Genomic DNA, 25172 nt, shown 5'->3' on the forward strand with positions numbered 1-25172 from the left:
CGCCGGCGCGGCCACGGTGCCGTGTCAGAGTGGGTGGCATGAGTACGACGCTCGCCGGCGCGGCGTTCGCCAAGGGCCACGGCACCGAGAACGACTTCGTGATCCTTCCCGACCCGGACGGCGCGCTGCCGCTGACCGCGGAGCGGGTCGCCGCGCTGTGCGACCGGCGCGCCGGCATCGGCGCGGACGGCGTGCTGCGGGTGGTGCGCAGCGCCAAGCACCCGGATGCGGCCGCCCAGGCCGATGCGGCCGAGTGGTTCATGGACTACTGGAACGCCGACGGCTCCATCGCCGAGATGTGCGGCAACGGCATCCGGGTCTTCCTGCGCTACCTGACCGAGGCGGGGCTCGCCGCCGGCTCGGCCGGCACCGCTGGCGCCGAGATCACCATCGCCACCCGGTCCGGCCTGCGTACCGGCCGGATGGGGGAGACGATCGCGGTGCAGATGGGCACCCCGGCACTGCTCGGCACCACCGGCGCGCAGCTCGGTGGCGTCGGCTACCCGGGCGTCGCCGCCGATGCCGGCAACCCGCACCTGGTCTGCCCGGTACCGGCCGGGGAGCTCGCCGGGCTGGACCTGACCGCGCCGCCCGGGATCGATCCGGTGGTGTTCCCGCACGGCGCCAACGTCGAGTTCGTCACCGAGGTGCCCGAGCCGGTCCCGGGTGCCGACCGGCACGTCGCGATGCGCGTGTACGAGCGGGGTGCGGGCGAGACGCGCTCCTGCGGTTCCGGCGTGTGCGCGGTCGCCGCGGTCGTGCTGGGCGAGGCCGGCGAGACCGCCGGCACCGTCGCGGTCGACGTACTCGGTGGGCGCCTGACCGCCACCGTGGACGGCGACTCGCTGATCCTCGCCGGCCCCGCCGTCATCGTCGCCACCGGCACCCTCGCCTGACCGTACGGATTCCGTTCGCAGCCTGATGGTGCCGGGCTGCGGGCGGCCAGCGGCGCGTGCGACCGTTCGCCCGGCTGGCTTCGTGCCTCGGCGGGAACCGTTCGCTCACGGGGCCGGCGATCAACGGCGGGGCCGCGGTCAACGGCGTTCGTCGGCGGCGTCGAGGGCGGGGGCGAGCGGCGCGAGTGCGGTGCGCAGGTGGTCGGCGAGCGAGTCACGGACCACGACGAGGCCGCTGCCGGTGGGTCGTACCCAGCGGTCGAGCGCGATGCGGACCGCGGCGGCGACGCTCGCGGCCAGTACCCGGGCGGTGTCCGGGTCGCCGAGCCGCTCGGTGAGCACGTCGGACAGCGGTGCCTCGATCGCGGTCGCCGCGTCGAGGTACGCCTGCCGCAGTGCCGGCCGGGTGGTGATCATCAGCAGCGCGTCGCGGGTGTCCTCGCTCGGCTCGGTGTACTCGGTGGCGATCGCGTCGGCGATCGCCTCGGCCAGCGGTGCCGCCGGCCGACCGGCCACCGCCGCGGCGACCCGGGCCTCCCGGTCGGCGGTGACCGCGGCGACGATCGCCTGCTCCCGGCTGGCGAAGTAGTTGTTGTACGTGCGCGGCGCCACGCCGGCGGCCTCGGCGATGTCGTCGACCCGGACGTTCTCCGGCCCGTGTGCCATGGCCAGCCGCAGCGCGGCGACCCGCAGCGCCTCGCGGGTGGCCTGCTTCTTCTGCTCGCGCAGCCCGGCGCGCCTCGTCGTCACGGCAGCATCCTCGCACAGATCATACGTGCGCGCAAAATTGCGTGCACGCATGTTTTGTGATTGGGTTCGGGCCGGTCGACGAACAAGAAGGAGACGACCATGCGTACCAAGGGCATCTGCTACGACACCGGCTTCCTCGACCCTCACGACCAGACCACGTCCCGCGAGCCGTTCGACCCGGACCTGGTCCGGCGCGAGTTGACGATCATCCGTGACGACCTGCACTGCACCGCGGTCCAGGTGGTCGGCGGCGACCCCGACCGGCTCGACCTCGCCGCCCGCTGCGCCGCCGGACTCGGCCTCGCGGTCTGGTTCTCGCCGTACCCGCTGGAGCAGCCGCCCGACCGGATCCGGTCGCTGCTGCTGGACTGCGCCGATCGGGCCGAGCGGCTGCGCGCAACCGGTGCCGAGGTCGTGTTCGTCGCCGGGGTCGAGCTGACCATGATGAACCGCGGCTTCCTCGACGGCGACACCGTCGCGGAGCGCCTCGGGTACCTGTTCGCCGACCCGGCCGCCCGCCCGGCCCGCATCGCCCGGGTACAGGTGCGGCTCGGTGAGTTCCTCCGCGACCTGGTGCCGGCGATCCGGGCCGCGTTCCACGGCCCCGTCACGTACGCGGCGATCCAGTACGAGGGCGTCGACTGGGACCTGTTCGACATCGTCACGGTGGAACTGATCCGGTCCGCGGAGGTGGCCGACCGGTTCCGGGACGGCGTGCGTACCCTCGTCGCCCAGCCCAAACCGCTGGCGATCAGCGGGTTCGGCACCGCGACCTGGCGTGGCTCCGGCGACGTCGCGCCGCGCAGCATGGAGATCCTCGGCCGCGACCCGGCGACCGGCGAGCTGCGGCTCACCGAGGTGCTCGACCGCGACGAGGCGGGCCAGGCGCACTACCTGCGCGAGCTGCTGGAGCTGTTCGACACCGAGGGCGTCGACAGCACCTTCGTGCACCTGTTCGCGCTGTACAACCTGCCGCACCGGCCGGACGGGGACCCGCGCGACGACCTCGACCTGGCGAGCGGCGGGGTGGTCAAGGTCCTGGACGGGCGGCTCGGTGAGACCTATCCAGGGCTGCCCTGGGAGCCCAAGGCCGCCTTCGCCGCCATCGCCGACCGCTACTCCGCCTGACCGACCCCCGGCCGCTCCGCGGACCCGACCGGCCAGCCAGCTCCGGCCGCCGGCCGGACGGGCCCGGGCGGCCGGGCCGGCCCGGCGGGCGACGACGGCCCGGTACCGGGACTGCGGTACCGGGCCGGCTGATCAGCGGAGTGACAGCGGTGCCTTGTCGCTGTCCGGGTTCGGGTCCTCGGCGCCCTTCGCGACGGCGCGGACCGCCGCCGCGACCGCGGGCGAGACCTTCGGGTCGAACACGCTCGGCACGATCACGCTGGCGTTGAGGCTCTCCTCGCCGACCGAGTCGGCGATCGCCTTCGCCGCGGCCAGCGCCATGCCGTCGGTCCACTTCGGCGCCTGCGCGTCGAGCAGCCCGCGGAACACGCCGGGAAACGCCAGCAGGTTGTTGATCTGGTTCGGTTGGTCGGAGCGACCGGTGGCGACGACCTTCGCGTACTGCCGGGCCTCCCGCGGGTCGACCTCCGGGTCCGGGTTGGCCAGCGCGAACACGATGGCGTCGTCGTTCATCGTGGCGATGTCCTTGCCCTCCAACAGGTTCGGCGCGGACACCCCGATGAACACGTCGGCGCCGGCCAGCGCGCCGGCGAGCGAACCGGAGTAGTTCGAGGAGTTGGTGTGCTCGACCAGCCACTCCCAGCTGCCGCTCAGACCGGGCATGCCGCGGTGCAGCGCGCCCGGCCGGTCGCACGCGATGATGTCGCCGACGCCCTGCTTGAGCAGCAGCTTCATGATCGCGGTACCGGCGGCGCCGGAGCCGGACACGACCACCCGCACGTCGCTCATCTGCTTGCCCACGACGCGCAGCGCGTTGGTGAGCGCGGCGAGCACGCAGATCGCCGTACCGTGCTGGTCGTCGTGGAACACCGGGATGTCCAGCGCGTCGCGCAGCTTGGCCTCGATCTCGAAGCAGCGCGGCGCGGCGATGTCCTCCAGGTTGATCCCGCCGTACGCCGGGGCGAGCGCCTTGACGATCGACACGATCTCGTCGCTGTCCTGGGTGTCCAGTACGACCGGCCAGGCATCGACCCGGCCGAACCGCTTGAACAGCGCCGCCTTGCCCTCCATCACCGGCATCGCCGCGGCCGGCCCGATGTTGCCCAGGCCCAGCACCGCGGAGCCGTCCGAGACGACCGCGATCGTGTTGCGCTTGATGGTCAGCCGGCGGGCGTCCTCCGGGTTCTCCGCGATCGCCATGCACACCCGGGCCACGCCCGGCGTGTACGCCCGGGACAGCTCGTCCCGGTTGCGCAGGCTCACCTTCGAGGACACCTCGATCTTGCCGCCGAGGTGCAGCAGGAACGTCCGGTCGGACACCTTGCGTACCTGCACGCCGTCGAGCGACTCGAGGTGGTGCACCACGCTCTCCGCGTGCGCCGCGTCGGCGGTGTCGCAGGTGAGGTCGACCGTGACCGTCTGGTGGTCGGAGTCGACGACGTCGAGCGCCGTGACGATGGCGTCGGCGTCACCGACCGCGGTGGTCAGCCGGCCGATCGAGGTGGAGTCGGCGGGTACCGAGACCCGCACGGTGATCGAAAAGCCGGCGCTCGGCAGGCTACGGGTGGTCACGGATCGGTCCTCTCCGGGTCGCGGCCGCCCCGGGCGCACCCCCGGACGCGGTCACATCATGTCGTCGTTGACACGTACTGCGTACTGGTGTCCGGTGCCCGGCGCGGCCTCGCCCGGTCGCCCGTTCGTACCGAACTCCCTGATCCGGACAGTATCTCTGCGCGATCGCCCTGGGGACCCTGCGGGGCGGGCCACGAGGTTCCGCCCGCCGCCGGCCGCGGGCTACCGGCCGGTAAGGCGCGTGTCCCGCCGACCCGCCGCTAATGGGGGTGCGATCGACGGGTTTCGCGTGCCACGATCGAGGCAATGGCTGAAACACATACCTCTACCGCACTCGACGGGCAGCTCCGGGGCGGGGCACCCGACGACGAGCGGTACGCGACCGATCCCGCCCCGGCCGGCGTCGAGCCCGGTGAGCCGAAGCTCACCGCCGATGCCATCCTCGCCGAACCCGAGCTCGCCGAGCCGGCGCCGCTCGACGACTCGCCGCTGCCCGGCGGCTCGGCCCTGGCGGACGGCTCGGTGCTCGCCGAGGACGCCACGACCGGCGAGCTGGAACTCGCCGACCGGCACGCGCTGCGTCGCGTCGCCGGACTGTCCACCGAACTCACCGACGTCACCGAGGTCGAGTACCGGCGGTTGCGACTCGAACGGGTCGTGCTGGTCGGCGTCTGGACCGAGGGCACCCTGGCCTCGGCCGAGCAGTCGCTGGCCGAGCTGGCCGCGCTCGCCGAGACCGCCGGTTCGCAGGTGCTGGAGGGGCTGATCCAGCGCCGCGGCCGTCCGGACCCGGCCACCTACGTCGGCCGCGGCAAGGTCGACGAGCTGCGCGACGTGGTCGTGGAGAGCGGCGCCGACACCGTGGTCTGCGACGGCGAGCTGTCCCCGAGCCAGCTGCGCAACCTGGAGACCCGGGTCAAGGTCAAGGTCATCGACCGCACCGCGCTGATCCTGGACATCTTCGCCCAGCACGCGAAGAGCCGGGAGGGCAAGGCGCAGGTCGAGCTGGCCCAGCTGGAATACCTGATCCCGCGGCTGCGCGGCTGGGGCGAGAGCCTGTCCCGGCAGGCCGGCGGGCGGGCCGGTGGTGCCAGCGGCGGCGTCGGTACCCGTGGCCCCGGTGAGACGAAGCTGGAGACCGACCGCCGGCGCATCCGGCAGCGGGTGGCGAAGCTGCGCCGCGAGATCAAGGCGATGCGGGCGGCCCGGGACACCAAGCGGGCCGACCGGCGCCGGCACGACGTGCCCGGTGTGGCGATCGCCGGCTACACCAACGCCGGCAAGTCCAGCCTGCTCAACCGGATCACCGGCGCCGGTGTGCTGGTCGAGGACGCGCTGTTCGCCACCCTCGATCCGACCACCCGGCGGGCCCGCACCGGCGACGGGCGCATCTACACGCTGTCCGACACCGTCGGGTTCGTCCGGCACCTGCCGCACCAGCTGGTGGAGGCGTTCCGCTCCACCCTGGAGGAGGTGGCCGACGCCGACCTGGTGCTGCACGTGGTGGACGGTTCCGACCCCGACCCGGAGGCTCAGGTCGCCGCGGTCCGGGAGGTCCTGGCGGAGATCGACGCGGCGAGCCGGCCCGAGCTGCTCGCGGTGAACAAGATCGATGCCGCCGATCCGGAGACGCTGCTGCGGCTGCGCCGGATCTGGCCGGACGCGGTGTTCTGCTCCGCACACAGCGGCGCCGGCATCGACGAGCTGCGGGCGGCGCTCGAGGCCCGGCTGCCGCGGCCGCCGGTGCCGATGCTGGTGCGCGTCCCGTACGACCGGGGTGATCTGGTCAACCGGGCCCGGGAGCACGGTGAGGTGCTCGAGCTCGAGCACACCGCCGAGGGCACCGTGCTGCGGGTCCGGGTCGACCCGGTGCTGGCCAACGAGCTGGCTCCGTTCGCGCTTGCGGCGCCCGAGCCCGAGCCGGCGCCGACCGGCTGATCCGGTACCGCCGGGTTTACCCCCGGTTTACCGTTCGTCGACGCTGGCGGAAGATCCGCCGGCGTCGATGCGCGCCGTGACCAGCCCCGCTGGTGGAGTGTGACCTTCCTCCTAGCTACCCCTTGGTAACGACACTCGGTCAATTCCCGATAAACCGTCGGTTGGTCACGGCGGGCCACCTCCCCGAACGGCGGCCGGCTCTGCCACACTTGCGCCGTGAATCTGCGAGGGCCTGTGTCGACGTTCCGCTCGCCGGGGGCACTGCGACCGCTGCGCGTGCGCGGTCGCGGGGTGCTCGGGTCGGTGCTGGCGGGCCTGGCGCTCGCCGTGATGGCCGGTGCGCCGGTGGCGGCGGCACCGTCCGCGAAGCCGTCCGCCGCCGCAGGCCACCAGGTGTGCACCATCTCCGACCAGCGCATCGACGCGATCACCGGGCTGACCGCCACGGGCAAGGGCTACGCGGTGGTCAACAATGCCGGCCCCGGTGAACCGCTGGCCATCTACCAGCTCGACTCGCACTGCAACGTCACCGGTGATGTGGTGAGCGACTCGCAGGGGCGGGGCGCCTCCTCGCCGCAGGACATCGCGGCCACCAAGGACGGCACGCTGTGGGTCGCCGACACCGGCGACGCGGACAAGTCCCGCCAGACGATCGCCGTCTGGAAGCTCCCCGCCGGCAACGGCCCCACCCAGCTGTACCGGATGAGCTACCCGTCCGGCGCCGGCCCGGCCGACGCCCGGTCGTTGCTGATGCAGCCGGACGGCACCCCGATCGTGGTCACCTACGAGGCCGGCGTCGGCAAGGTGTACGAGCCGACCGCCAAGCTGTCCGCCAACGCCACCACCCCGATGAAGGCGATCGGCTCGATCAAGCTCGAGAGGACCGACACCCCGGGCGGCTCGGTCGGCCCCGGCGCGCAGCGGGTGTTCACCGGCGGCGCCGTGTCCCCGGACGGCACCCGGGCGGTCCTGCGTACCTTCACCGACGCGTACCAGTGGAAGGTCACCGGCGGCGACGTCGCGAAGAGCATCGTGTCGGGCAAGCCGGTGCGGACCCCGCTGCCGAACGAGCCGTCCGGCGAGGCGATCACCTACAGCGCGGACGGCGGCTCGTTCCTGACCGTCTCGGACAGCGGCAGCGCCGCACCGAAGATCCTCAGGTACACGCCGGCCGCCGCGCCGGCGCCGACGAAGTCCCCGGCCGCCGCCAAGGCCACCGATGAGGGCGGCGGTGGCCTGCTCTCCGGCAACATCAGTCTGAGCGACATCAAGGAACTGGTCATCGTCGTCGGCGTGCTCGGCCTGGCGCTGGTGATCGTCGGCATCGTCGGCATCCGGCGGGCCCGACGGCGCGGCGGGCCGGCCGACCCGGACGACGGGGATCGGGGCGACGACCGGCCGCATCCCTCCGGCTCCGGCCCGGACCGCCGGCGCGGAGCCCGCGACGACGACGTCGAGACCGCATACATCCCGCGCGTCGACGAACGCCGGGAGAGCCGGATGGGAAGCGAGGCGCCGGATCGGCGCACCCCGCCGCGCGCCCAGCAGCCGCCGTACGCCGACGAGCCGCCCGAGCCGTCCCGCGCCCGGCCGTACGTGCCGCCGGTGGAGGCCTCGATGCGGGGCCGCCGGCGAACCGGCCCCGACGACGAGCCGACCCTGCCGCCGACCTCCCGCCGCCGGCGCGACGCGGCGGACGAGCCGACGCTGCCGCCCCGGTCCCGCGGCGGTCGGCCCGACACCGAGCAGCCGCCGTCCCGCCAGCCCGGGGGTCGGCCGGACCAGGAGGCGTCCCGGTCCCGGCAGTACGGGCGGCGGCCGGAGGAGCCGCCCCGAGCCCGCCAGTACGGTGGTCGGCCGGACGAGGAGGCGTCGAAGTCCCGGCAGTACGGGCGGCGGCCGGACGACGAGCCGGCCCGCCGCCGGTACGAGGCGGGTGAGCCGGCGCCGGCCGCGCGCCGCCGGTACGACCCGGGCGACGAGCCGACGCTGCCGCCACGGTCACGCCCGCACGGTCGGCCGGGCGACGAACCGGCGCCGCCCCGGTCCCGGCACCGCCCCGAACCGGACGTGGACACGGCCGTGATCGACAAGGTCCGGGACGAGCCGCGCGGGCGTGGCCCGGCTGGCCCGCCACCCGCCGATCGCCGCTCGGGGCAGGACCACGGGCGCACCCGACCGCAGCCACCGGCCGATCGGGGACGCGGGACGCCGCCGTCGTCCGGCCGGTCGCGCCGACCGAGCGACGACGATCACGAGATCGACTGGCTCGACGACCTGCGCTGAGCGGGCACCCGGCGGGCCGGCCGCGCCACTGGCCTGCTGGCGGCGCGGCGAGCCGGACCCGCCGCGCCGCGCGTGCGTCACATCCGGCGCAGCACCGTCACCACGCGGCCGAGGATCGTGGCCTCGTCGCCGGGGATGGGCTCGTACGCAGGGTTGTGGGGGACGAGGGTGACGTGACCGTCGCGGCGTCGGTAGGTCTTGACGGTCGCCTCGCCGTCGATCATGGCGGCCACCACGTCACCGGACTCGGCCACCGGCTGCTGCCGCACGACGACCCAGTCGCCGTCGCAGATCGCCGCGTCGATCATCGAGTTGCCGCTGACCCGCAGCAGGAACAACGTGCCCTCGCCGACCAGCTCCTTGGGCAGCGGGAAGACATCCTCGATGGCCTGCTCGGCGAGGATCGGGCCGCCGGCGGCGATGCGACCGACCATCGGCACGTAGGTCGCCTCCGGCATCGAACTGAGCGGGCTGCCGTCCGCGGCCTCGCCGGACCGCGGCTGCTCGCGGGGCGGGCGCACGTCCAGCGCGCGCGGACGGTTCGGATCGCGGCGCAGGTAGCCGCGCCGCTGCAGGATGCCCATCTGGTACGCCACCGAGGACGGCGAGGTGAGCCCGACCGCCTCGCCGATCTCGCGGACGCTCGGCGGATAGCCGCGCCGTTCCACCGAGTCGCGGATGACGTCGAGGATGCGTCGCTGCCGGACGGTCAGATCGGCCTCCGGCTGGTCCGGGAAGGTCGCCACCACCGTGGGGGCGGCCGGCGGCTCGGCCGAGGCGCCGGATCGCCCGGACGTTGCGCTGCCGCCGCGGCGACCCTTGCCCGCCGCGCCGGGCTTGCCGGCCGCGCCGGACTTGCGGGTCGCGCCGGACTTGCGGGTCGCGTCGGTCAGGGCCGTGGGTGCCGAGGCACCCGACTCGCCGCTCGCTCCGCTGTCTCGCTGCCCACCGCGGCGGCTGCCCACCTTCGGCAGCGGAGTCACGCCGCCGCGCCCGCCGGTGCTCGACCGGCGGCCCCGGCCGGTGCTGGTCTGGTGGCTCTGGTCGGCGTCCACAACGGCATCCCTTCGGTCGGCCCCGCGGCGGCCGCGAGGCTGCGCCGACACGCCGGGGCGCAGCCCGGCGCGCGACCCGCGCGGTCGGCCGATCACGACCGGAACGGCAACGCCCGCGCATCCTTGTCACCGTTGACCGTATCGGCCAACCGGGCGCGACACCAAACATGTGTTCGATAGACACGCCGGCAAACTCTCGAAATCGGCCTCGTCCGCTGGTATGAATCGTACGTGCGTTCGATCGAACTTGTGTTCGATCATGCGGGCAGTCGTTCCTTCGGGTCGACCCGCCGCCGCGCGTTCGCCGCGGCGGGCCGCCCGCGGTGGTGCGCGACACATGGGGGCAATCGTGACGGCACGGCGCAACGTGATGCGAAAGCCGGTGGTGGGAAATCCGGCGGCAAGCTCGAGAACCCGGGCGACCGGCAACCGCGGCCGTCCACCGCTGCGGCTGATCCAGGGTGGGCGGGCGGTGCCCGGAGAGCGGCGGGCGGTGCCTGCAGAGCGGCGGGCGGTGCCCGCAGAACCGAGCGTTCACCGACCGGTGCGGTTGACCCGGCGCGGCCGGCTCGTGCGCACCGTGGCGGTGTTGGTGTTGGCGGCCGGGCTGGGGGCGGCGGCGGCCAGTTCGGGCGACGCCGAGCCGCCGGTTCGCCGGGTCGAGGTGCACCGGGGCGACACGCTCTGGTCGATCGCCGACCGGTACTCTGCCTCCCGCGATCCGGTGACCACGATCGAGCGAATCCGCCACCTCAACCACCTGTCCGGATACACCATCTATCCGGGACAGGAGCTGAGCGTCCCGGCCGGTGACCGATGAGGTCTTCGGGCGTCGCGGTGCCGTGTTGCGGCCCCGTCTGCCGGGTTCAGTCGAGGGGCGACAGTGACACGCCGAACTGTCGATCAGCTTGCGATAACTGGGCCGACGGAATAGCGTCAGACCCAACATCTAGTAGTTACAGCGCTGTAAGATGACCACTGGTTGGGGTTAGTGGCCTCACCGGTTCGCTCCGTACACAGGTCGTCGGGCCCTCGCCGGGCAGCTTCGTGCTGCCCGGAAACGCCCGGCGCCGCTTGGCTGTGCAGATCGTGGAGGAGGTGCTCGACATGCGTTGTCCGTACTGTCGGCACACCGAGTCCCGGGTGGTCGATTCCCGCGAGGCGGAGGACGGCCAGCTCATCCGGCGACGGCGCGCCTGCCAGGAGTGCGGCAAGCGGTTCACCACGGTCGAGGAGGCGGTCCTCGCCGTCGTCAAGCGCAGCGGCGTCACCGAGCCGTTCAGCCGGGCGAAGGTGATGTCCGGCGTGCGCAAGGCCTGCCAGGGGCGGCCGGTCGACGACGACGACCTGGCCCTGCTCGCCCAGCGGGTGGAGGACAGCGTCCGCGGCCGCGGCGCGGCCGAGGTGCCCAGCCACGACGTGGGGCTCGCCATCCTCGGTCCGCTGCGCGACCTCGACCTGGTGGCCTACCTGCGGTTCGCGAGCGTCTACCGCGCGTTCGACACGCTGGACGACTTCGAGAAGGAGATCTCCAGCCTGCGCGAGACGCGGGACGGCGGAGGCGGTGGCTCGGGCGAGCGGGAGGGCCCGGCGGATCCCGACGCGGCCCGGCGCAGAGCGCCGGCCGGCCGATCGGTGGACACCCCGGGCGGCGCGCAGGTGCGGGTCGGCGGCGACTGAACCGCACGGCGCCAGCAGACGACCCGCCCGGGTCACGACTCGCGCGGGTGGCACGGACCTCGGGGTACGACCCCGACAGCACAGCCAGAGCACAGACGACCGAGGCGAACGGACCGCGGCATCGACCGCGGTGACCGGGCGTGGTCGCTACCGGTGCCCGTCGGCGACGACGCGTGACGCCGGACAACGCACGACGCACAGCGGCCAGCAGTCCGCCCGGCCGGTACGACGGGGTGGGCGACACGACGCGGTGGCACCCGGTGTGGGGGCCACGCAGAGGGGGAAGAGATGACCGAGGCGGTGGGCACGTCGTCCGATTCAGCGGCCGGCAGGGGCCAGCGGGGGGCGAAGAAGAAGGACCAGCGGCCCGGTAAGGGTCTGCGCATCGAGCGGGTGTGGACGACGGAGGGTGTGCACCCGTACGAGGAGATCACCTGGGAGCGCCGGGACGTCGTGATGACGAACTGGCGGGACGGCTCGGTCAACTTCGAGCAGCGCGGCGTGGAGTTCCCCGACTTCTGGAGCATCAACGCCACCAACATCGTCACCTCGAAGTACTTCCGGGGCGCGGTCGGCACGCCGGAGCGCGAGTGGAGCCTCAAGCAACTGATCAACCGGGTGGTGAAGACCTACCGGGTCGCCGGTGAGCAGCACGGCTACTTCGCCTCGCCGGCCGACGCGGAGGTGTTCGAGCACGAGCTGACCTGGATGCTCGCCCACCAGTACTTCAGCTTCAACTCGCCGGTCTGGTTCAACGTCGGCACCAGCTCGCCGCAGCAGGTCAGCGCGTGCTTCATCCTGTCGGTCGACGACTCGATGGACTCGATCCTCAACTGGTACCGGGAAGAGGGGCTGATCTTCAAGGGCGGCTCCGGCGCCGGGCTGAACCTGTCCCGGATCCGGTCCTCCAAGGAGCTGCTGACCTCCGGCGGCACCGCGTCCGGACCGGTCAGCTTCATGCGCGGGGCGGACGCCAGCGCCGGCACCATCAAGTCCGGCGGGGCGACCCGGCGGGCGGCGAAGATGGTGGTGCTCGACGTGGACCACCCGGACGTGGAGGAGTTCGTCGAGACCAAGGCGCGCGAGGAGGACAAGATCCGCGCGCTGCGCGACGCCGGCTTCGACATGGACCTCGGTGGCAAGGACATCACCAGCGTCCAGTACCAGAACGCGAACAACTCGGTCCGGGTGACCGACGAGTTCATGCGCGCGGTCGAGGGCGACGAGGAGTTCGCGTTGCGGGCCCGCACCACCGGTGAGGTGGTCGAGACGATCAAGGCCAGGCAGCTGTTCGGCAAGATCGCGAAGGCCGCGTGGGAGTGCGCCGACCCGGGCCTGCAGTACGACGACACCATCAACGACTGGCACACCAACCCGGAGACCGGCCGGATCACCGCATCCAACCCGTGCTCGGAGTACCTGTCGCTGGACAACTCGTCGTGCAACCTCGCGTCGATGAACCTGATGAAGTTCCTGCGCGACGACAACACGTTCGACGTGGCGAAGTTCGTCAAGTCGGTCGAGCTGGTGTTCACCGCGATGGACATCTCGATCTGCTTCGCCGACTTCCCGACCGAGGCGATCGGTGACACCACCCGGGCGTACCGGCAGCTCGGCATCGGCTACGCCAACCTGGGCGCGCTGCTGATGGCGACCGCGCACGCGTACGACTCGGACGGTGGCCGGGCCGTGGCGGCGGCGATCACCTCGCTGATGACCGGCGTGTCGTACCGGCGCTCCGCGGAGCTCGCCGGCGTCGTCGGCCCGTACGACGGGTACGCCCGCAACGCGTCCGCGCACACCCGGGTGATGCGCAAGCACGCCGCCGCGAACGACACCGCGCACACCGTGGGCGCCGAGGACCGGCGGATCTTCGAGGCGGCCGGCGCCGAGTGGCGCAAGGGCCTCGAGATCGGCGAGAAGAGCGGCTGGCGCAACGCGCAGGCGTCGCTGCTGGCGCCGACCGGCACGATCGGCCTGGCGATGGACTGCGACACCACCGGGGTCGAGCCGGATCTCGCGCTGGTCAAGTTCAAGAAGCTGGTCGGTGGCGGCTCGATGCAAATCGTCAACCAGACCGTGCCGCGCGCGCTGCGCCGCCTGGGCTACCAGGAGGAGCAGATCGAGGCGATCGTGGAGTACATCGCCGAGCACGGCCACGTGGTGGACGCGCCGGGGCTGCGGCCGGAACACTACGAGGTGTTCGACTGCGCGATGGGCGAGCGGTCCATCCGGCCGATGGGGCACGTGCGGATGATGGCGGCACTGCAGCCGTTCCTGTCCGGCGCGATCTCCAAGACGGTCAACCTGCCGGAGTCGGCGACCGTCGCCGACATCGAGGACGTGTACCTGCAGGGCTGGAAGCTCGGCCTGAAGGCGCTCGCGATCTACCGGGACAACTGCAAGGTCGGTCAGCCGCTGTCGGCGAAGAAGAAGGCGCCGGAGCAGGCGACCGAGCAGGTCAAGGAGGTCGTCGAGTACCGGCCGGTGCGCAAGCGGATGCCGAAGTCGCGGCCCAGCCGCACCACGTCGTTCTCGGTGGCGGGGGCGAAGGGCTACCTGACCGCGTCCAGCTACCCGGACGACGGGATCGGCGAGGTGTTCCTCAAGCTGGGCAAGCAGGGGTCGACCCTCGCCGGCGTGATGGACGCGTTCTCGGTGGCGATCTCGGTGGCCCTGCAATACGGGGTGCCGCTGGAGACCTACGTCGAGAAGTTCGTCAACATGCGGTTCGAGCCGGCCGGCATGACTGACGACCCGGACGTGCGGATTGCCGCGTCGGTGCTGGACTACGTGTTCCGCCGGCTGGCGCTGGACTTCCTGCCGTTCGAGCGCCGGGCCGAGATGGGCATCCTGACCAACCCGGAGCGCGCCGCCGAGGTGCGCGGCGAGGACCCGGCGTCGGTGCACACCGACGAGCCGGTGGACTTCGCGGCGATGGCCTCCTCGGCACCGGTCGCGCGGCGCCGGGCCGAGCCGGCGCCGGAGCCCGCGGTGGCCCCGTCGACCCAGGCCGGTTCGTCCACCGAGCTGCTGGAGGCGGTGCAGGGCAAGGCGGCTGACGCGCCGCTCTGCTTCACCTGCGGGACGAAGATGCGCCCGGCCGGTAGCTGCTACGTCTGCGAGGGCTGCGGCTCCACCTCCGGCTGCAGCTGACCCCCGGGAGGACCCCCGAACGGCGGGGTGCCGGCGAACGTGCCGGCACCCCGCCGTCGTCCGTGCCGCCGGAGGGCGGGTGGCCACGGCCGGTCGCGCCGGAACCGTGATCAGTGGCTGAGGTGCTCGTGCTGGACCTGCCAGCCGTCCGCGGAGCGGATCAGCACGGCGGTACCGCGGCCGGCGCCACTGGCGCTCCGGCCGTCGACGGTGCCGGACCAACGGAAACGGTAGCGGCACGCCACGTGGTCGGCGTCGCGGTACAGCCAGGCCACCTCGCTCAGCGAGTACGTCTCGTCGGTGATCGTGCGAAAGGTGCGCGCGATCGCGGCCAGCACGTCGTCGCGCCCGTGGTGCGAGCCATCGGTGAACCAGTAGCTCGCGTCCGCCGCGATCAGCGGCGCCAGCCGCGCGATGTCGTGGCTGTTGGTGGCCCGCTCGTACCGACGGAGGAACTCTGCCGGATCGTCCATGCCGGGAGATCTACCAGCCGGGTGTGACACCCGGCCGCGCGCCGGTCAGCCTGCGGCGCGTTCCGCCACGGTGATGGAGTCCAGCAGCGCCTGCCGTGCCGTGGCCAGCTCGGCGGCTCGCTGGTCCAGCGTGGCGAGCCGGTTGCGGAGCAGGTCCAGCACCCCCGGGCAGGGGTGCACCGTGCCGTCGCCGGTGGCGCACGGCAGGACCGTGCGGATGGTTCGCGTCGGGAGGCCGGCGGCGAGCAGGGCTCGGATTCGGCGAACCGTGTCGACCGCGGAGTCGTCGTACTCCCGGTAGCCGTTGTGGCGGCGGGCCGCGGTGAGCAGGCCGACGCGCTCGTAGTGGCGGAGTTGCCGCTCGGCGGCGCCGGTGCGGGCGGCCAGCTTTCCGATCAGCATCGTGACATCGCTCCCGGGTCTTGACCTTCGCACAGTGTCAGGGATCGACAGTAGCTCCGACGGCGCCCGGCACCAGTGGCGCCACGAAATGGAGGTGAGCTGTCGCCGCCGCCGGGACGGTTCGAGCTGTTGGAGCCGGTGCTGCGGGCGGCCACCGACCACGCCGGGCTGCCGGTGGTGGTGCACGGCTTCGCTCCGACGACCGACGGCGACCTGAGAACGCTTGCCGCGCTGTCCTCGCGGTACCGGTCGGTGCCGGTGGTGGTCAGCCAGCTCGGTGGGTTGAACTGGCTGACCGCGATCGACCTGGTGCGCGAGCACCCCTCGATGTACCTGGACCTGTCGACCGCCTGCGTGGTGTTCGCGCTGCGGCTGGCGGTGCGGGAGGTCCCGGAGCGGACGATGTTCGGCTCCGACGCGCCGTACGGTGATCCGGTGCTCTCCCGGGCCGCGGTCGAACGGGTGACCGGACCGGGAGAGCTTCGTGATCGGGTCCTCGGCGGTACCGTCTCGGCCCTGCTGGCAGGCGGCCCCGCTGCTCGCCGCGGGCGGCACTGACCGTCGCCGCCGTGCCCGGTCCGCGGGCAAACGTGATTGCCACCGCCGGGACGGTCGCGTACGGTCTGCGCGGGTTCGCCGGCGACCGGTCGGCGATCATGACAGGAGGGAGGCACCGGTGATGACCAGCGGAATCTCGGCGCTTCCGGGTCAGGCCGCACGGTCCTGACGCGTACGGTGGCGCCACCAGTGTGGAGGCACCATTCATGATGTTTCGTAGCGTGGCCGAGTCGGAACTCGGCCGGATCAGGTCGCTGATCGCGCCGGACCCGGTGTCCCGGCTCGACGGCGCGAGGTTCGACGACGAGCTCACCGCCGGCCGCTACCGGCCGGATCGGATCTGGCTCGCCGAGGAGCACGGTGTGCCGGCCGCGCTCGGCGTCTGGTGGTCGCGGCCGGGGGAGTCGCCGCTGGCCCTGGACCACCTGTGGGTGTCCGATCGGGTCGACGATCCGGCCGGGGTCGGAGCCGGGGTCCTCGCCGCCGCGCACCGGGCGTTCGACGCGAAGCCCGACTTTCACCTGCGGCTGGCGGTCGGCTGGCGGGCGCAGCCGGCGGCCGTGGCCGCGGTGTCGTTGCGGCAGGACGCCGCCGCGAGGGCGGGCATGACCGAGGATCTCGAACGGCTCCAGTACGCCTGGACGCCCGCGTCCGGTGCGCCGGCGGCCGGGGAGCGGCTGGTGTTCCGGCCGGAGCCGGACGACGAGGCGTTCCTCGACGTCTTCCGCCGGGTGTCGGTCGGCTCGCTGGACACGACCAGCTCCCGGAACGTGGCCGCGTGGGGTGCCGACGCGGCGGCCCGGGACGAGCTGGCCGTGTACGGCAGCGTGCCGGAGACGCGCGGCTGGTGGCGGCTGGCGTACACGAAGGACGGCACGCTGGTCGGGTTCGGCATTCCGTGGCGCAACCCGTACGGGCGCAACGTCGGCTACCTGGGTGTGTTGCCGGAGCATCGCGGCAACGGCTACATCGACGAGGTGCTGGCGGACATCACCCGGTTCCACGCGGCGGCCGGGGCGGAGCGGGTCACCGCGACCACCGACCTGGTGAACGTGCCGATGCAGCGCGCGTTCGATCGGGCCGGGTACCGCAACACCGAGGTGCGACTCATCCTGTCGGCGCCGGTGGCGGCGGCCTGACCCCGGTGCGTCCGGGCCGCGGCCCCCGGTGAGGCATGATCGAAACGATGCGACACCGGGGCCGCGGCCGTGCGGGGTGGGCCAGCGGCCGTGGACGGTGTCGGGGGAGCGATCGATGAGATCTTGGAGCGATCGATGAGCACGGATGTCACCAGCACCGACGAGTGGCGTGCCCTCGCGGCGCATGCCGAGCAGGCGCGGGCGCTGCGGCTGCGGGCCGAGTTCGAGCGGGACCCGAAGCGGCCGGAGCGGCTGTCCGCGCAGGCCGGCGACCTGTTCGTCGACTACAGCAAGAACCTGGTCACGGACGAGACGATCGAGCTGCTGACGGCGTTGGCGCGGCGGGTCGGGCTGGCCGACCGGATCGCCGCGATGTTCGCCGGCGAGCACATCAACACCTCCGAGGACCGGGCGGTGCTGCACACCGCGCTGCGGCTGCCGCGCTCGGCGGAGCTGGTGGTGGACGGCCAGGACGTGGTGGCCGACGTGCACGCGGTGTTGGACCGGATGGGCGATTTCGCCGAGCGGGTCCGGTCCGGTGACTGGCGCGGGCACACCGGCGAGAAGATCCGTACCGTGGTGAACATCGGCATCGGCGGCTCCGACCTGGGCCCGGTGATGGCGTACGAGGCGCTCGCGCCGTGGCGGGACGCCGGCATCGCCTGCCGGTTCATCTCCAACATCGACCCGACCGACCTGTCGCAGACGCTGGCCGACCTGGACCCGGCCTCGACGCTGTTCGTGGTCGCGTCGAAGACGTTCTCCACGCTGGAGACGCTGACCAACGCGCGGCAGGCGCGGGCCTGGCTGCTGTCCGGGCTGGGCGACGACCCGGCGGCGGTGGCGAAGCACTTCGTCGCGGTGAGCACGAACGCGAAGCTGGTGGGCGAGTTCGGCATCGACACCGACAACATGTTCGGCTTCTGGGACTGGGTCGGCGGGCGCTACTCGTTCGACTCGGCGGTGGGGCTGTCGCTGATGCTCGCGATCGGGCGGGATGCGTTCGGCGAGATGCTGGCCGGGTTCCACGTCGTCGACGAGCACTTCCGCACCACGCCGATCGAGCAGAACGTGCCGGCGCTGCTGGGGCTGCTCAACGTCTGGTACAACAACTTCCTCGGCGCGCAGACGCACGCGGTGCTGCCGTACTCCCAGCTGCTGCACCGGTTCCCGGCGTACCTGCAGCAGTTGACGATGGAGTCCAACGGCAAGTCGGTGACCCGCGACGGTGAGCCGGTCACCTACCAGACCGGTGAGGTGTTCTGGGGTGAGCCGGGCACGAACGGGCAGCACGCGTTCTACCAGCTGATCCACCAGGGCACGAAGCTCATCCCGGCCGACTTCATCGGGTTCAGCGAGCCCAACTACGAGCTCGACGAGATGCACGACGCGTTCATGGCGAACTTCTTCGCGCAGACCGCGGCGCTGGCGTTCGGCCGTACCGCGGCGGAGGTCGAGGCCACCGGGGTCGGCGCGGACGTGGTGCCGCACAAGGTGATGCCGGGTAACCACCCGACGACCTCGATCCTGGCGCCGAAGCTGACGCCGGCGACCCTGGGCCAGCTGGTCGCGCTGTACGAGCACGTCACGTTCACCGAGGGCACCATCTGGGGGATCGACTCGTTCGACCAGTGGGGGGTGGAGCTGGGCAAGGAGATGGCCAAGCAGCTGGCGCCGCTGCTGGCCGGTGAGCCCGGCGACACCGACCCGTCGACGGCGGCGCTGATCGCCCGCTACCGCACCCAGCGCGGCCGGTAGGCGATCCGGAACACCGCGGCGATCCGCGGGGTGGGTGCGAAAAGGCGCCCGGCTGGCTGCCGGGCGCCCAACCACTCCGACCGATGGCCCTCGACCGGCGTGTGGGTAGACGTGCGGAGCGCGACTCCGCCCGTCTGGCTCGACGTTACGTCGCGGTTGCCGGTGTTGCCGTGGGTTTCCGCAACATCCGCGGGACGCTGTCCGGCGGGCTGACCGGCTCGGTCGAGTGATGGAGCCGGCAGGTGGGTACGTCAGGGTATGGATCGGGACGAATGCGTCGGGCGCCCGGCGGGTGGCCGGGCGCCCGGTGCGCTGCGGTGCCGGAGCGGCCTACCACCACCAGCAGTGGCTGATGATGACGGCCAGACCATCGGTGAAGATCGCCAGCATGATCGTCTCCTTGAGAGAGGTGTACCGCGGTAAGTCACCGTCGGTACCCATGAACCTACTCTAAGTGAAGATCGATGTCGGTCATTTCATGATTTGCCGGTGCAGGTATCCGACAGCGGCAACGGCCGCCGGGCGGTACGGCACTCGGCCGCGCCGCCCGGCCGAGGCTCAGCCGGTGATCTGAACCGGCTGACCGTTCGCGACGAGCTTCCAGTCGTCCGCCGAGAACTGCGCCGGGTCGATGGTGCCCGCCTGCTGCACCCAGTCGATCAGCGACTCGCGGATCGCGACCTGCTGGTCGTACACGACCGGTGCGGTGGTGACGCCCGGGAAGTTCCCGCCACCGGACTGCCGGTAGTTGTTGATCGCCAGCACGAACTGCTGGTCGTCGGTGATCGGCTTCCCGTCGTACGACAGGTTCTCGATCCGGCTGCCGGGCGCCTTCGCGATGTCGATGTCGTAGGTGACGCCGGACAGCACGTCGTACAGGTAGTCCGGGGTGCCGTTGGGCGAGTCGGTGGTCGGCGCGTTCGTCACGTCGTCCGCCGGGTACGGCCCGGTGCCGGACACCTGCTTGAAGTACTCCGCCGACTTCTCCAGGTACGCCTTGACCTGGGCGCCGGTCAGCCTGATGCCGAGCAGCGTGTTGTCGAACTCGTAGATGCCGGCGATGTCGCGTACCGTCACGTCGCCGGCGGTGATCCCGCCGTCCCGGTTGAACGGCGCGGCCGCCGACAGCACCGGCAGGTTCGCATCGTCACCGGTGAGCGCCCGACGTACCGTCTCGGTCTGCACCTGGTTGATGAAATCCAGTGCGGCACAGTCGGACCAGCGGCACGGGCCGGCGGGCATGTCCGCAGTGGACTGTCCGATCACCGAGTTGACGTAGGACACCGTGGTGGTGTGCTGCGTCCTCGTCGCCGCGACCACCTTCGGATCCGGCGCCGCGCTGGCCGGGTTCAGCAGCGAGGAACTGGCGTCCGCCACCTGGTAGTGGCCGCGTACCAGCTGGAGCTTGAGGTCGAAGCGGGACACCCGCTCGCCCCACAGACCGGGCTGCGAGATGACCACCGTGCGGCCGGTCTGCTTGTTGGTGACGTCCACCTCGGGGTTGTTCAGGTGGGTGTGGCCGGACAGGATCGCGTCGATCCCCGGCACCTGCTCGGCGACCTGGCGCATGTCGTTCTCCGGCCAGGGCAGCGCGTCACCGTAGGACGAGCTGGTCTCGATGCCGGAGTGCGCCAGCACGACGACCACGTCGGCGCCGGCGGCCCGCACCCGCGGCACCCAGTGCTTGGCGGACTCCAGTACGCCGGTGAAGTCGAGGCGGTCGGCGACCCGCGGCTTGTCCCAGATCGCCGAGCCGGGCGTGGTCAGGCCGAGGAAGCCGACGTGCACCGGCTTGCCGCCGCGCGCGGGCTTCACCGTGCGGATGACGTACGGCTCGAACGCCGGCGCGCCGGTGCGGTGGTCGGTGACGTTCGCGGCGAGCAGCGGGAAGTTCAACTGCTTGCGGTACGCGCCGAGATAGTCGACGCCGTAGTTGAACTCGTGGTTGCCGACCGCGCCGGCGACGTAACCCATCTGGTTCATCGCCGCGGCCATCGGGTGCGTGGCGCCGGTCTTCGTGATCGGCTCGACCGTGGCGTAGTACGAGTCGAGCGGGGTGCCCTGGATGACGTCGCCGTCGTCGACCAGCAGCGTGTTGGGGTTCTCCCGGCGTACCTGGTCGACCACGGTGGACACCTGCGCCAGCCCGACCGAGTTGCCGGCCGCGTCGGAGTACGGCTTGTCCTTGTAGTAGTCCCAGTCGAGCGCGTGGCCGTGCACGTCGCTGGTGCCGAGCACGGTCAGCGTGACGTCTTTCGGCGCGGCCGCCGCCGGCGCGGCCGCGGCGCTCAGCACGGCTCCGGTCAGGCAACATGCCGTGGCGAGCGCCGCGACCGTTCGTCGATGTCCCATCCTTCAAGTCCTCCCGCGATGTGGGCAACAGGGCAGACTATCGCCCTCGCGGGAGCAGGTCAGCGGACGGGCATCGGCCGGCGGGGACCCGCCGCCGCGACGGCCCGCGCCGGCCTGGTGGTACCGGCGGGTCGGCTGCCGACGGGTCGACGAGTCGCCGGCAGCCGTGGCACCAGCCGGTCCAGCAGCCGGTACACGCCGTCGGTGGCGGACACGCTGAGCACGCCGAGGGTGCCGGTGGCGCGGGCCTGCGTCGGCACCCCGAGTACCTGGGCGGAGCGCACCGCGAGCGCCAGCAGCTCGGTGTCGCGGATCCGCAGCCGCAGGTCGGCGGTGTTGCGGACGGGCGCGGTGGTGAGCAGCAGGGCGCGCCAGATCGCCGCCGCGATGGCCGGTCCGGTACGCACCTCGGTGGCGATGCCGCCGACCGGGGCGGCGGCGACGGCGGCCCGCGCGGCGTGCCAGCCGGTGGCGAGCGCCGCGAGTACCGCGTCCTGCTCGGACGGGGCCACCCGGACGAAGTGCATCTCGTGCCGGTGCCGGATGCCCAGCGTGCGGCTCTCGATCTCGACCGCGACACCGGTCGCGGCGTGCAGCGTACCGGCGAAACGGGCGGCCGCGGCCACCGTGTCGAACGAGGTGAGGGTGTCGGCCTCGGTCAGCAGGCCGACACTGCTGGCGCTGCGGCGGGTGGCCGGCACCGGTACGGTCACCGCACGGTGCAGCACGGCCGCCTCGGCGCCGGCGGTACGGTGGTCGATCGGTCCGAGCTGCAGTCGTCGCCGCAACGCCGTCAGATCCGGAAGCATGGTGTCCTCCCTCTCCTGGCCGCGTGGTGGGTCACCCGGTCTCTCGCGGGCATCGCGCACTGCCGGTGTGCGTGACGATAGGTCGGTCTGGACTGCTCGGCGGCGCTCGGCGAGGATCGTTGAGCAAACATTGAGGAGCCGGCGAGCACGGTGATTGTGCGTAGGCGGAGGGTGATGTGGAGATTCTCGTCGTGGAGGACGACGCGCGCCTCGCCGATGCGTTGTGCGTGGCGCTGCACCGTCGCGGCTACGGCGTGACCCACGTCGGTACCGGTGAACAGGCGCTCGCCGCACCGGACTGCGACCTGGTCCTGCTCGACCTCGGGCTGCCCGACATGGACGGTCTGACGGTGTGCAAGCAGTTGCAGGAGCGGTCCGACGTGGCGGTCATCGTGCTCACCGCGCGCGGCGAGGAACGTGACCGGGTGCTCGGGCTGCGCACGGGTGCGGACGACTACCTGGTGAAGCCGTTCAGCATGGCCGAGCTGACCGCGCGGATCGAGGCGGTGCTGCGCCGGCACCGGCCCCGGCCCGCCGGACCGGTCACCGTCGGTACGCTGCGGATCGACACCGAGGCACGCCAGGTGCACATCGGTGCGGAGCCGGTTGCCTTGCGTCCCAAGGAGTACGAGCTGCTCGTCGTGCTGGCGAGGCAGGCCGGCGCGGTGGTGCCGCGGCAGCGGCTGATCATGGAGGTCTGGCGCTCCACCTGGCCGGGCGCCGCCCGTACCCTCGAGGTGCACGTCGGGTCGCTGCGCGGCAAGATCGCCGCGGCCGGCCGGATCGAGGCGGTCCACGGCGTCGGCTACCGCTACGACGTGCGGGAGGCATAGTGCGTCGCTCCGACGCCGAGGGGGCAGTGTGCGTCGCCGGCTGCTGATCACCTACCTGTCGTTGCTGGGTGTTGCGGTGGTGGCGTTCCTGCTGCCGCTGTCGGTGACGATCGCGTCCCGGGAGAACCAGGGCATGTTCATCGACCGGGTCGACGACACCACCCGGTTCGCCACCGTCGCCGGCACCTGGCTGCGCGGCGGCCGGCTGTCCACCCTGCAGAGCGAGATCGCCGAGTACGACCGGCTGTACGGGATCGGCGTGGCGGTGGTGCTGCCCGACGGCGTGGTCCGCATCGCGTCCCGGGCCGGCATCGACCCCGACGCGCCGCTGCTGCGCGACGAGATACGTGCGGCGCTGTCCGGCTCGCGGGCCCAGCCGGCCGGCGTGATCTGGCCGTGGCAGGACCGGCCGATGGTGGTCGCCGAGCCGATCGGCAACTCCGGCGCGATCGACGGCGCGGTGGTGACGGTGTCGCCGACCGACGGGCTGCGCACCTCGATCGGCCAGCAGTGGGCCGTACTGGCGGCGATCGGGCTGATGCTGCTCGCGGTCGGTGCGGCGCTGGCGATCCCGATCGGGCGCTGGTTCGCCCGCCCGCTCAACGAGCTGGACGAGGTCACGCACGCGATCAGCCGCGGCGAGCTGACCGAACGGGTACACGACGACGTCGGGCCGCCGGAACTGCGCCGGCTAGCCAGCTCGTTCAACATCATGGCGGCGCGGCTGTCCGCGCTGATCGACCGGCAACGCGGCTTCATCTCGTACGCCAGCCACCAGCTGCGCACCCCGCTCGCCTCGGTGCGGTTGCGGGTGGAGAACCTCGCCGACGCGGCACCGCCGGCCGACGCGGCCGAGTACCGGCTGGTGGTCGACGAGGTGGACCGGCTGTCCGCGATCTTCGAGGCGGTGCTGACGTTCGCCCGGGCGGACACCGAATCCGCCGAGCTGACCGACATCGACGCCGGCGCCATCGCGGACGACCGGGTGGTGGCGTGGCAGGCGATGGCGGACGCGGCCGGGGTGCGGCTGACCCGGGCTGGCGTCGACACCGCCGCCGCCCGGGCCGCCGCGCAGACCCTCGATCAGGTGCTGGATGTGCTGGTACACAACGCGATCAAGAACGGTGGCCCCGGCGCGGCGGTGCAGGTGGTGGTCGACCGGGACGCCGGCGGGGTGCGCATCGCGGTCTGCGACGACGGGCCGGGGATGACCGAGGAGCAGATGGCGCAGGCGATGCGGCCGTTCTGGCGGCACCCCGACCGCGGCCAGGCCGGCGCCGGGCTCGGCCTCGCCATCGCGAACGCCCTGGTCACCGCCTCCGGCGGAACGCTGCGGCTGCGCCGCTCCGCCGCCGGCGGACTGGACGCCGGGGTCTGGCTGGCCGGCGCCCCGGCCCGCGTCACGGAGCCGGCCGAATGAGGCGCCGCAGCGTGCTCACGGCCCTCGCCGGCGCCGCCCTGACCGGCGCCGCGCCGCTGCTCGCCGGCTGTACCGAGGACCCCGGACCGCGACCGCGACTGTCCCTGGCGACCGGCGAGAACGGCGGCGTCTACCAGCCGCTCGGCCGGGCGCTCGGGACGACGCTCGACTCCCGCTGGCGGGTCGAGGCGGCCCCGACCGCCGGCTCGGTGGAGAACCTCGAACGGCTGCGCACCGGCCGCGCGCAGGTCGCGTTCACCAGCGTCGACGTCGCCGCACAGGATCTGGACGGGCTCGGCTCGTTCGGCTCCAAGTACCAGCTGCGGGCGCTCGGCGAGCTCTACGCCGATCACGTACACCTGCTGATCGCCACCAACCGCGGCGCGTACGGGGTGGACGGGCTCGCCGGCCGGCCGGTCTCCACCGGAGCCGCCGGCTCCGGTACCGAGGTGGTCGCGACCCGGTTGTTCGCCGCGGCCGGGATCACCCTGCGCGGGTTCGAACAGCACAAGCTGGGGCTGCGCGACTCGATCGCGGCGCTGCGGGCCGGCATCATCGACGCGTTCTTCTTCTCCAGCGGCCTGCCCTGCACGGCGATCGCCGAGCTGGTCGCCTCCGGTGACCTGGAGGTCGGCCTGATCGATCTGAGCAGCTACGTGCCGACCCTGCAGAGCCAGTACGGCGAGGTGTACAGCACCGGCTGGATCCCGAACTCGATCTACACCCTCACCTCGGTGAGCACCGTGGCGATCGCCAACGTGCTCGCGGTGCCGGCGGCGATGAGCGAGTCCGCGGCGTACCAGCTGACCCGGCTGCTGTTCGTCGCCAAGCCCCGGCTGTCCGCCGCGCACCCGGAGGGCCGGCAGCTCGACCCGCGCTCCGCCCTCGGCACCTACCCCGTCCCGCTGCATCCTGGTGCCGAACGGTTCTACCGCGAGCAGAAGGCCCCGTAGGTAGGTGCCGCGCC

At 72.5% G+C, this 25172-nt stretch carries 20 protein-coding genes; 13 read left to right on the top strand and 7 right to left on the bottom strand.

The genetic code is table 11. The annotated features are described in order from the left end of the window. Positions 1-38: 38 nt before the first annotated feature. Positions 39-896: a diaminopimelate epimerase gene (dapF, locus tag Asera_RS16700; RefSeq protein WP_030445547.1), complete on the top strand. Its 858-nt coding sequence runs from the start codon at positions 39-41 to the stop codon at positions 894-896. 138 nt (positions 897-1034) lie between these two features. Here the strand turns inward: dapF and Asera_RS16705 are convergent, their stop codons facing one another. Further along, positions 1035-1646 carry a TetR/AcrR family transcriptional regulator gene (locus Asera_RS16705; protein ID WP_030445548.1) on the bottom strand — a complete coding sequence of 204 codons (612 nt, stop codon included), beginning with the start codon at positions 1644-1646 and terminating at the stop codon, positions 1035-1037. A gap of 99 nt (positions 1647-1745) precedes the next feature. On the opposite strand from Asera_RS16705, the gene Asera_RS16710 reads away from it, so the two are divergent. Further along, complete coding sequence (locus Asera_RS16710) at positions 1746-2774, top strand: glycoside hydrolase family 113 protein (RefSeq protein ID WP_030445549.1); 1029 nt, start codon at positions 1746-1748, stop codon at positions 2772-2774. A 132-nt stretch (positions 2775-2906) separates the two neighbouring features. On the opposite strand, the gene Asera_RS16715 is transcribed toward Asera_RS16710, so the two are convergent. Next, a complete protein-coding gene (locus Asera_RS16715) occupies positions 2907-4346 on the bottom strand; it encodes an NAD-dependent malic enzyme (RefSeq protein WP_030445550.1) in 1440 nt (479 codons plus the stop codon). Between the two features lie 306 nt (positions 4347-4652). Here Asera_RS16715 and hflX point away from each other — a divergent pair, with 306 nt between their 5' ends. Together hflX and Asera_RS16725 are read left to right on the top strand one after the other, a co-directional pair. After that, positions 4653-6284 carry a GTPase HflX gene (gene hflX / locus Asera_RS16720; protein ID WP_084131175.1) on the top strand — a complete coding sequence of 544 codons (1632 nt, stop codon included), beginning with the start codon at positions 4653-4655 and terminating at the stop codon, positions 6282-6284. Between the two features lie 216 nt (positions 6285-6500). Next, on the top strand, positions 6501-8570 hold the full coding sequence (locus Asera_RS16725) for a hypothetical protein (protein ID WP_157034745.1): 2070 nt from the start codon (positions 6501-6503) through the stop codon (positions 8568-8570). A 77-nt stretch (positions 8571-8647) separates the two neighbouring features. Here the strand turns inward: Asera_RS16725 and lexA are convergent, their stop codons facing one another. Then, positions 8648-9463, bottom strand: a complete 816-nt coding sequence (gene lexA, locus Asera_RS16730; protein ID WP_030445553.1) for a transcriptional repressor LexA — start codon at positions 9461-9463, stop codon at positions 8648-8650. 706 nt (positions 9464-10169) lie between these two features. Here lexA and Asera_RS16735 point away from each other — a divergent pair. The 3 genes from Asera_RS16735 (at position 10170) to Asera_RS16745 (ending at position 14461) form a co-directional block, all read left to right on the top strand. After that, positions 10170-10445 (top strand): LysM peptidoglycan-binding domain-containing protein, encoded by a 276-nt coding sequence (locus tag Asera_RS16735; protein WP_051802053.1) that lies wholly within the window; start codon positions 10170-10172, stop codon positions 10443-10445. Between the two features lie 287 nt (positions 10446-10732). Continuing rightward, positions 10733-11305 carry a transcriptional regulator NrdR gene (nrdR, locus tag Asera_RS16740; protein WP_051802136.1) on the top strand — a complete coding sequence of 191 codons (573 nt, stop codon included), beginning with the start codon at positions 10733-10735 and terminating at the stop codon, positions 11303-11305. A 288-nt stretch (positions 11306-11593) separates the two neighbouring features. Then, on the top strand, positions 11594-14461 hold the full coding sequence (locus tag Asera_RS16745; RefSeq protein ID WP_030445556.1) for a vitamin B12-dependent ribonucleotide reductase: 2868 nt from the start codon (positions 11594-11596) through the stop codon (positions 14459-14461). Positions 14462-14571: 110 nt separating this feature from the next. On the opposite strand, the gene Asera_RS16750 is transcribed toward Asera_RS16745, so the two are convergent. Together Asera_RS16750 and Asera_RS16755 are read right to left on the bottom strand one after the other, a co-directional pair. After that, positions 14572-14934, bottom strand: a complete 363-nt coding sequence (locus Asera_RS16750; protein ID WP_030445557.1) for a YybH family protein — start codon at positions 14932-14934, stop codon at positions 14572-14574. 45 nt (positions 14935-14979) lie between these two features. Then, positions 14980-15336, bottom strand: coding sequence for a MerR family transcriptional regulator (locus Asera_RS16755; RefSeq protein ID WP_030445558.1), 357 nt, complete (start codon positions 15334-15336; stop codon positions 14980-14982). Positions 15337-15411: 75 nt separating this feature from the next. Between Asera_RS16755 and Asera_RS16760 the strand changes: the two genes are divergently transcribed. From Asera_RS16760 to pgi, 3 genes are all read left to right on the top strand, one after another. Continuing rightward, positions 15412-15894 carry an amidohydrolase family protein gene (locus Asera_RS16760; RefSeq protein ID WP_051802054.1) on the top strand — a complete coding sequence of 161 codons (483 nt, stop codon included), beginning with the start codon at positions 15412-15414 and terminating at the stop codon, positions 15892-15894. Positions 15895-16100: 206 nt separating this feature from the next. Then, a complete protein-coding gene (locus Asera_RS16765) occupies positions 16101-17033 on the top strand; it encodes a GNAT family N-acetyltransferase (RefSeq protein WP_030445560.1) in 933 nt (310 codons plus the stop codon). A gap of 135 nt (positions 17034-17168) precedes the next feature. Then, complete coding sequence (gene pgi, locus Asera_RS16770; RefSeq protein WP_030445561.1) at positions 17169-18791, top strand: glucose-6-phosphate isomerase; 1623 nt, start codon at positions 17169-17171, stop codon at positions 18789-18791. 558 nt (positions 18792-19349) lie between these two features. Here the strand turns inward: pgi and Asera_RS16775 are convergent. Then, positions 19350-21143, bottom strand: a complete 1794-nt coding sequence (locus Asera_RS16775) for a bifunctional metallophosphatase/5'-nucleotidase (RefSeq protein ID WP_030445562.1) — start codon at positions 21141-21143, stop codon at positions 19350-19352. 59 nt (positions 21144-21202) lie between these two features. Continuing rightward, positions 21203-21952, bottom strand: coding sequence for a hypothetical protein (locus tag Asera_RS16780; RefSeq protein ID WP_030445563.1), 750 nt, complete (start codon positions 21950-21952; stop codon positions 21203-21205). Between the two features lie 176 nt (positions 21953-22128). On the opposite strand from Asera_RS16780, the gene Asera_RS16785 reads away from it, so the two are divergent. The 3 genes from Asera_RS16785 to Asera_RS16795 are packed head-to-tail and all read left to right on the top strand — an operon-like array spanning position 22129 to position 25158. Further along, positions 22129-22785 (top strand): response regulator transcription factor, encoded by a 657-nt coding sequence (locus Asera_RS16785; RefSeq protein ID WP_030445564.1) that lies wholly within the window; start codon positions 22129-22131, stop codon positions 22783-22785. 28 nt (positions 22786-22813) lie between these two features. Continuing rightward, on the top strand, positions 22814-24205 hold the full coding sequence (locus Asera_RS16790) for a sensor histidine kinase (protein ID WP_030445565.1): 1392 nt from the start codon (positions 22814-22816) through the stop codon (positions 24203-24205). Further along, positions 24202-25158: a TAXI family TRAP transporter solute-binding subunit gene (locus Asera_RS16795; protein WP_084131181.1), complete on the top strand. Its 957-nt coding sequence runs from the start codon at positions 24202-24204 to the stop codon at positions 25156-25158. Before Asera_RS16790 ends, Asera_RS16795 begins: the two co-directional genes overlap by 4 nt. Positions 25159-25172 lie beyond the last annotated feature (14 nt).

Origin of the sequence: Actinocatenispora sera (assembly GCF_018324685.1) — a bacterium.
GTDB lineage: Bacteria > Actinomycetota > Actinomycetes > Mycobacteriales > Micromonosporaceae > Actinocatenispora > Actinocatenispora sera.

Bases quoted from the DNA above. Each gene is read 5' to 3' on its own strand.
- dapF (WP_030445547.1), top strand. From the start codon at position 39: ATGAGTACGACGCTCGCCGGCGCGGCGTTCGCCAAGGGCCACGGCACC.
- Asera_RS16710 (WP_030445549.1), top strand. From the start codon at position 1,746: ATGCGTACCAAGGGCATCTGCTACGACACCGGCTTCCTCGACCCTCAC.
- hflX (WP_084131175.1), top strand. From the start codon at position 4,653: ATGGCTGAAACACATACCTCTACCGCACTCGACGGGCAGCTCCGGGGC.
- nrdR (WP_051802136.1), top strand. From the start codon at position 10,733: ATGCGTTGTCCGTACTGTCGGCACACCGAGTCCCGGGTGGTCGATTCC.
- Asera_RS16745 (WP_030445556.1), top strand. From the start codon at position 11,594: ATGACCGAGGCGGTGGGCACGTCGTCCGATTCAGCGGCCGGCAGGGGC.
- Asera_RS16750 (WP_030445557.1), bottom strand. From the start codon at position 14,934: ATGGACGATCCGGCAGAGTTCCTCCGTCGGTACGAGCGGGCCACCAAC.
- Asera_RS16755 (WP_030445558.1), bottom strand. From the start codon at position 15,336: ATGCTGATCGGAAAGCTGGCCGCCCGCACCGGCGCCGCCGAGCGGCAA.
- Asera_RS16765 (WP_030445560.1), top strand. From the start codon at position 16,101: ATGATGTTTCGTAGCGTGGCCGAGTCGGAACTCGGCCGGATCAGGTCG.
- pgi (WP_030445561.1), top strand. From the start codon at position 17,169: ATGAGCACGGATGTCACCAGCACCGACGAGTGGCGTGCCCTCGCGGCG.
- Asera_RS16775 (WP_030445562.1), bottom strand. From the start codon at position 21,143: ATGGGACATCGACGAACGGTCGCGGCGCTCGCCACGGCATGTTGCCTG.
- Asera_RS16780 (WP_030445563.1), bottom strand. From the start codon at position 21,952: ATGCTTCCGGATCTGACGGCGTTGCGGCGACGACTGCAGCTCGGACCG.
- Asera_RS16795 (WP_084131181.1), top strand. From the start codon at position 24,202: ATGAGGCGCCGCAGCGTGCTCACGGCCCTCGCCGGCGCCGCCCTGACC.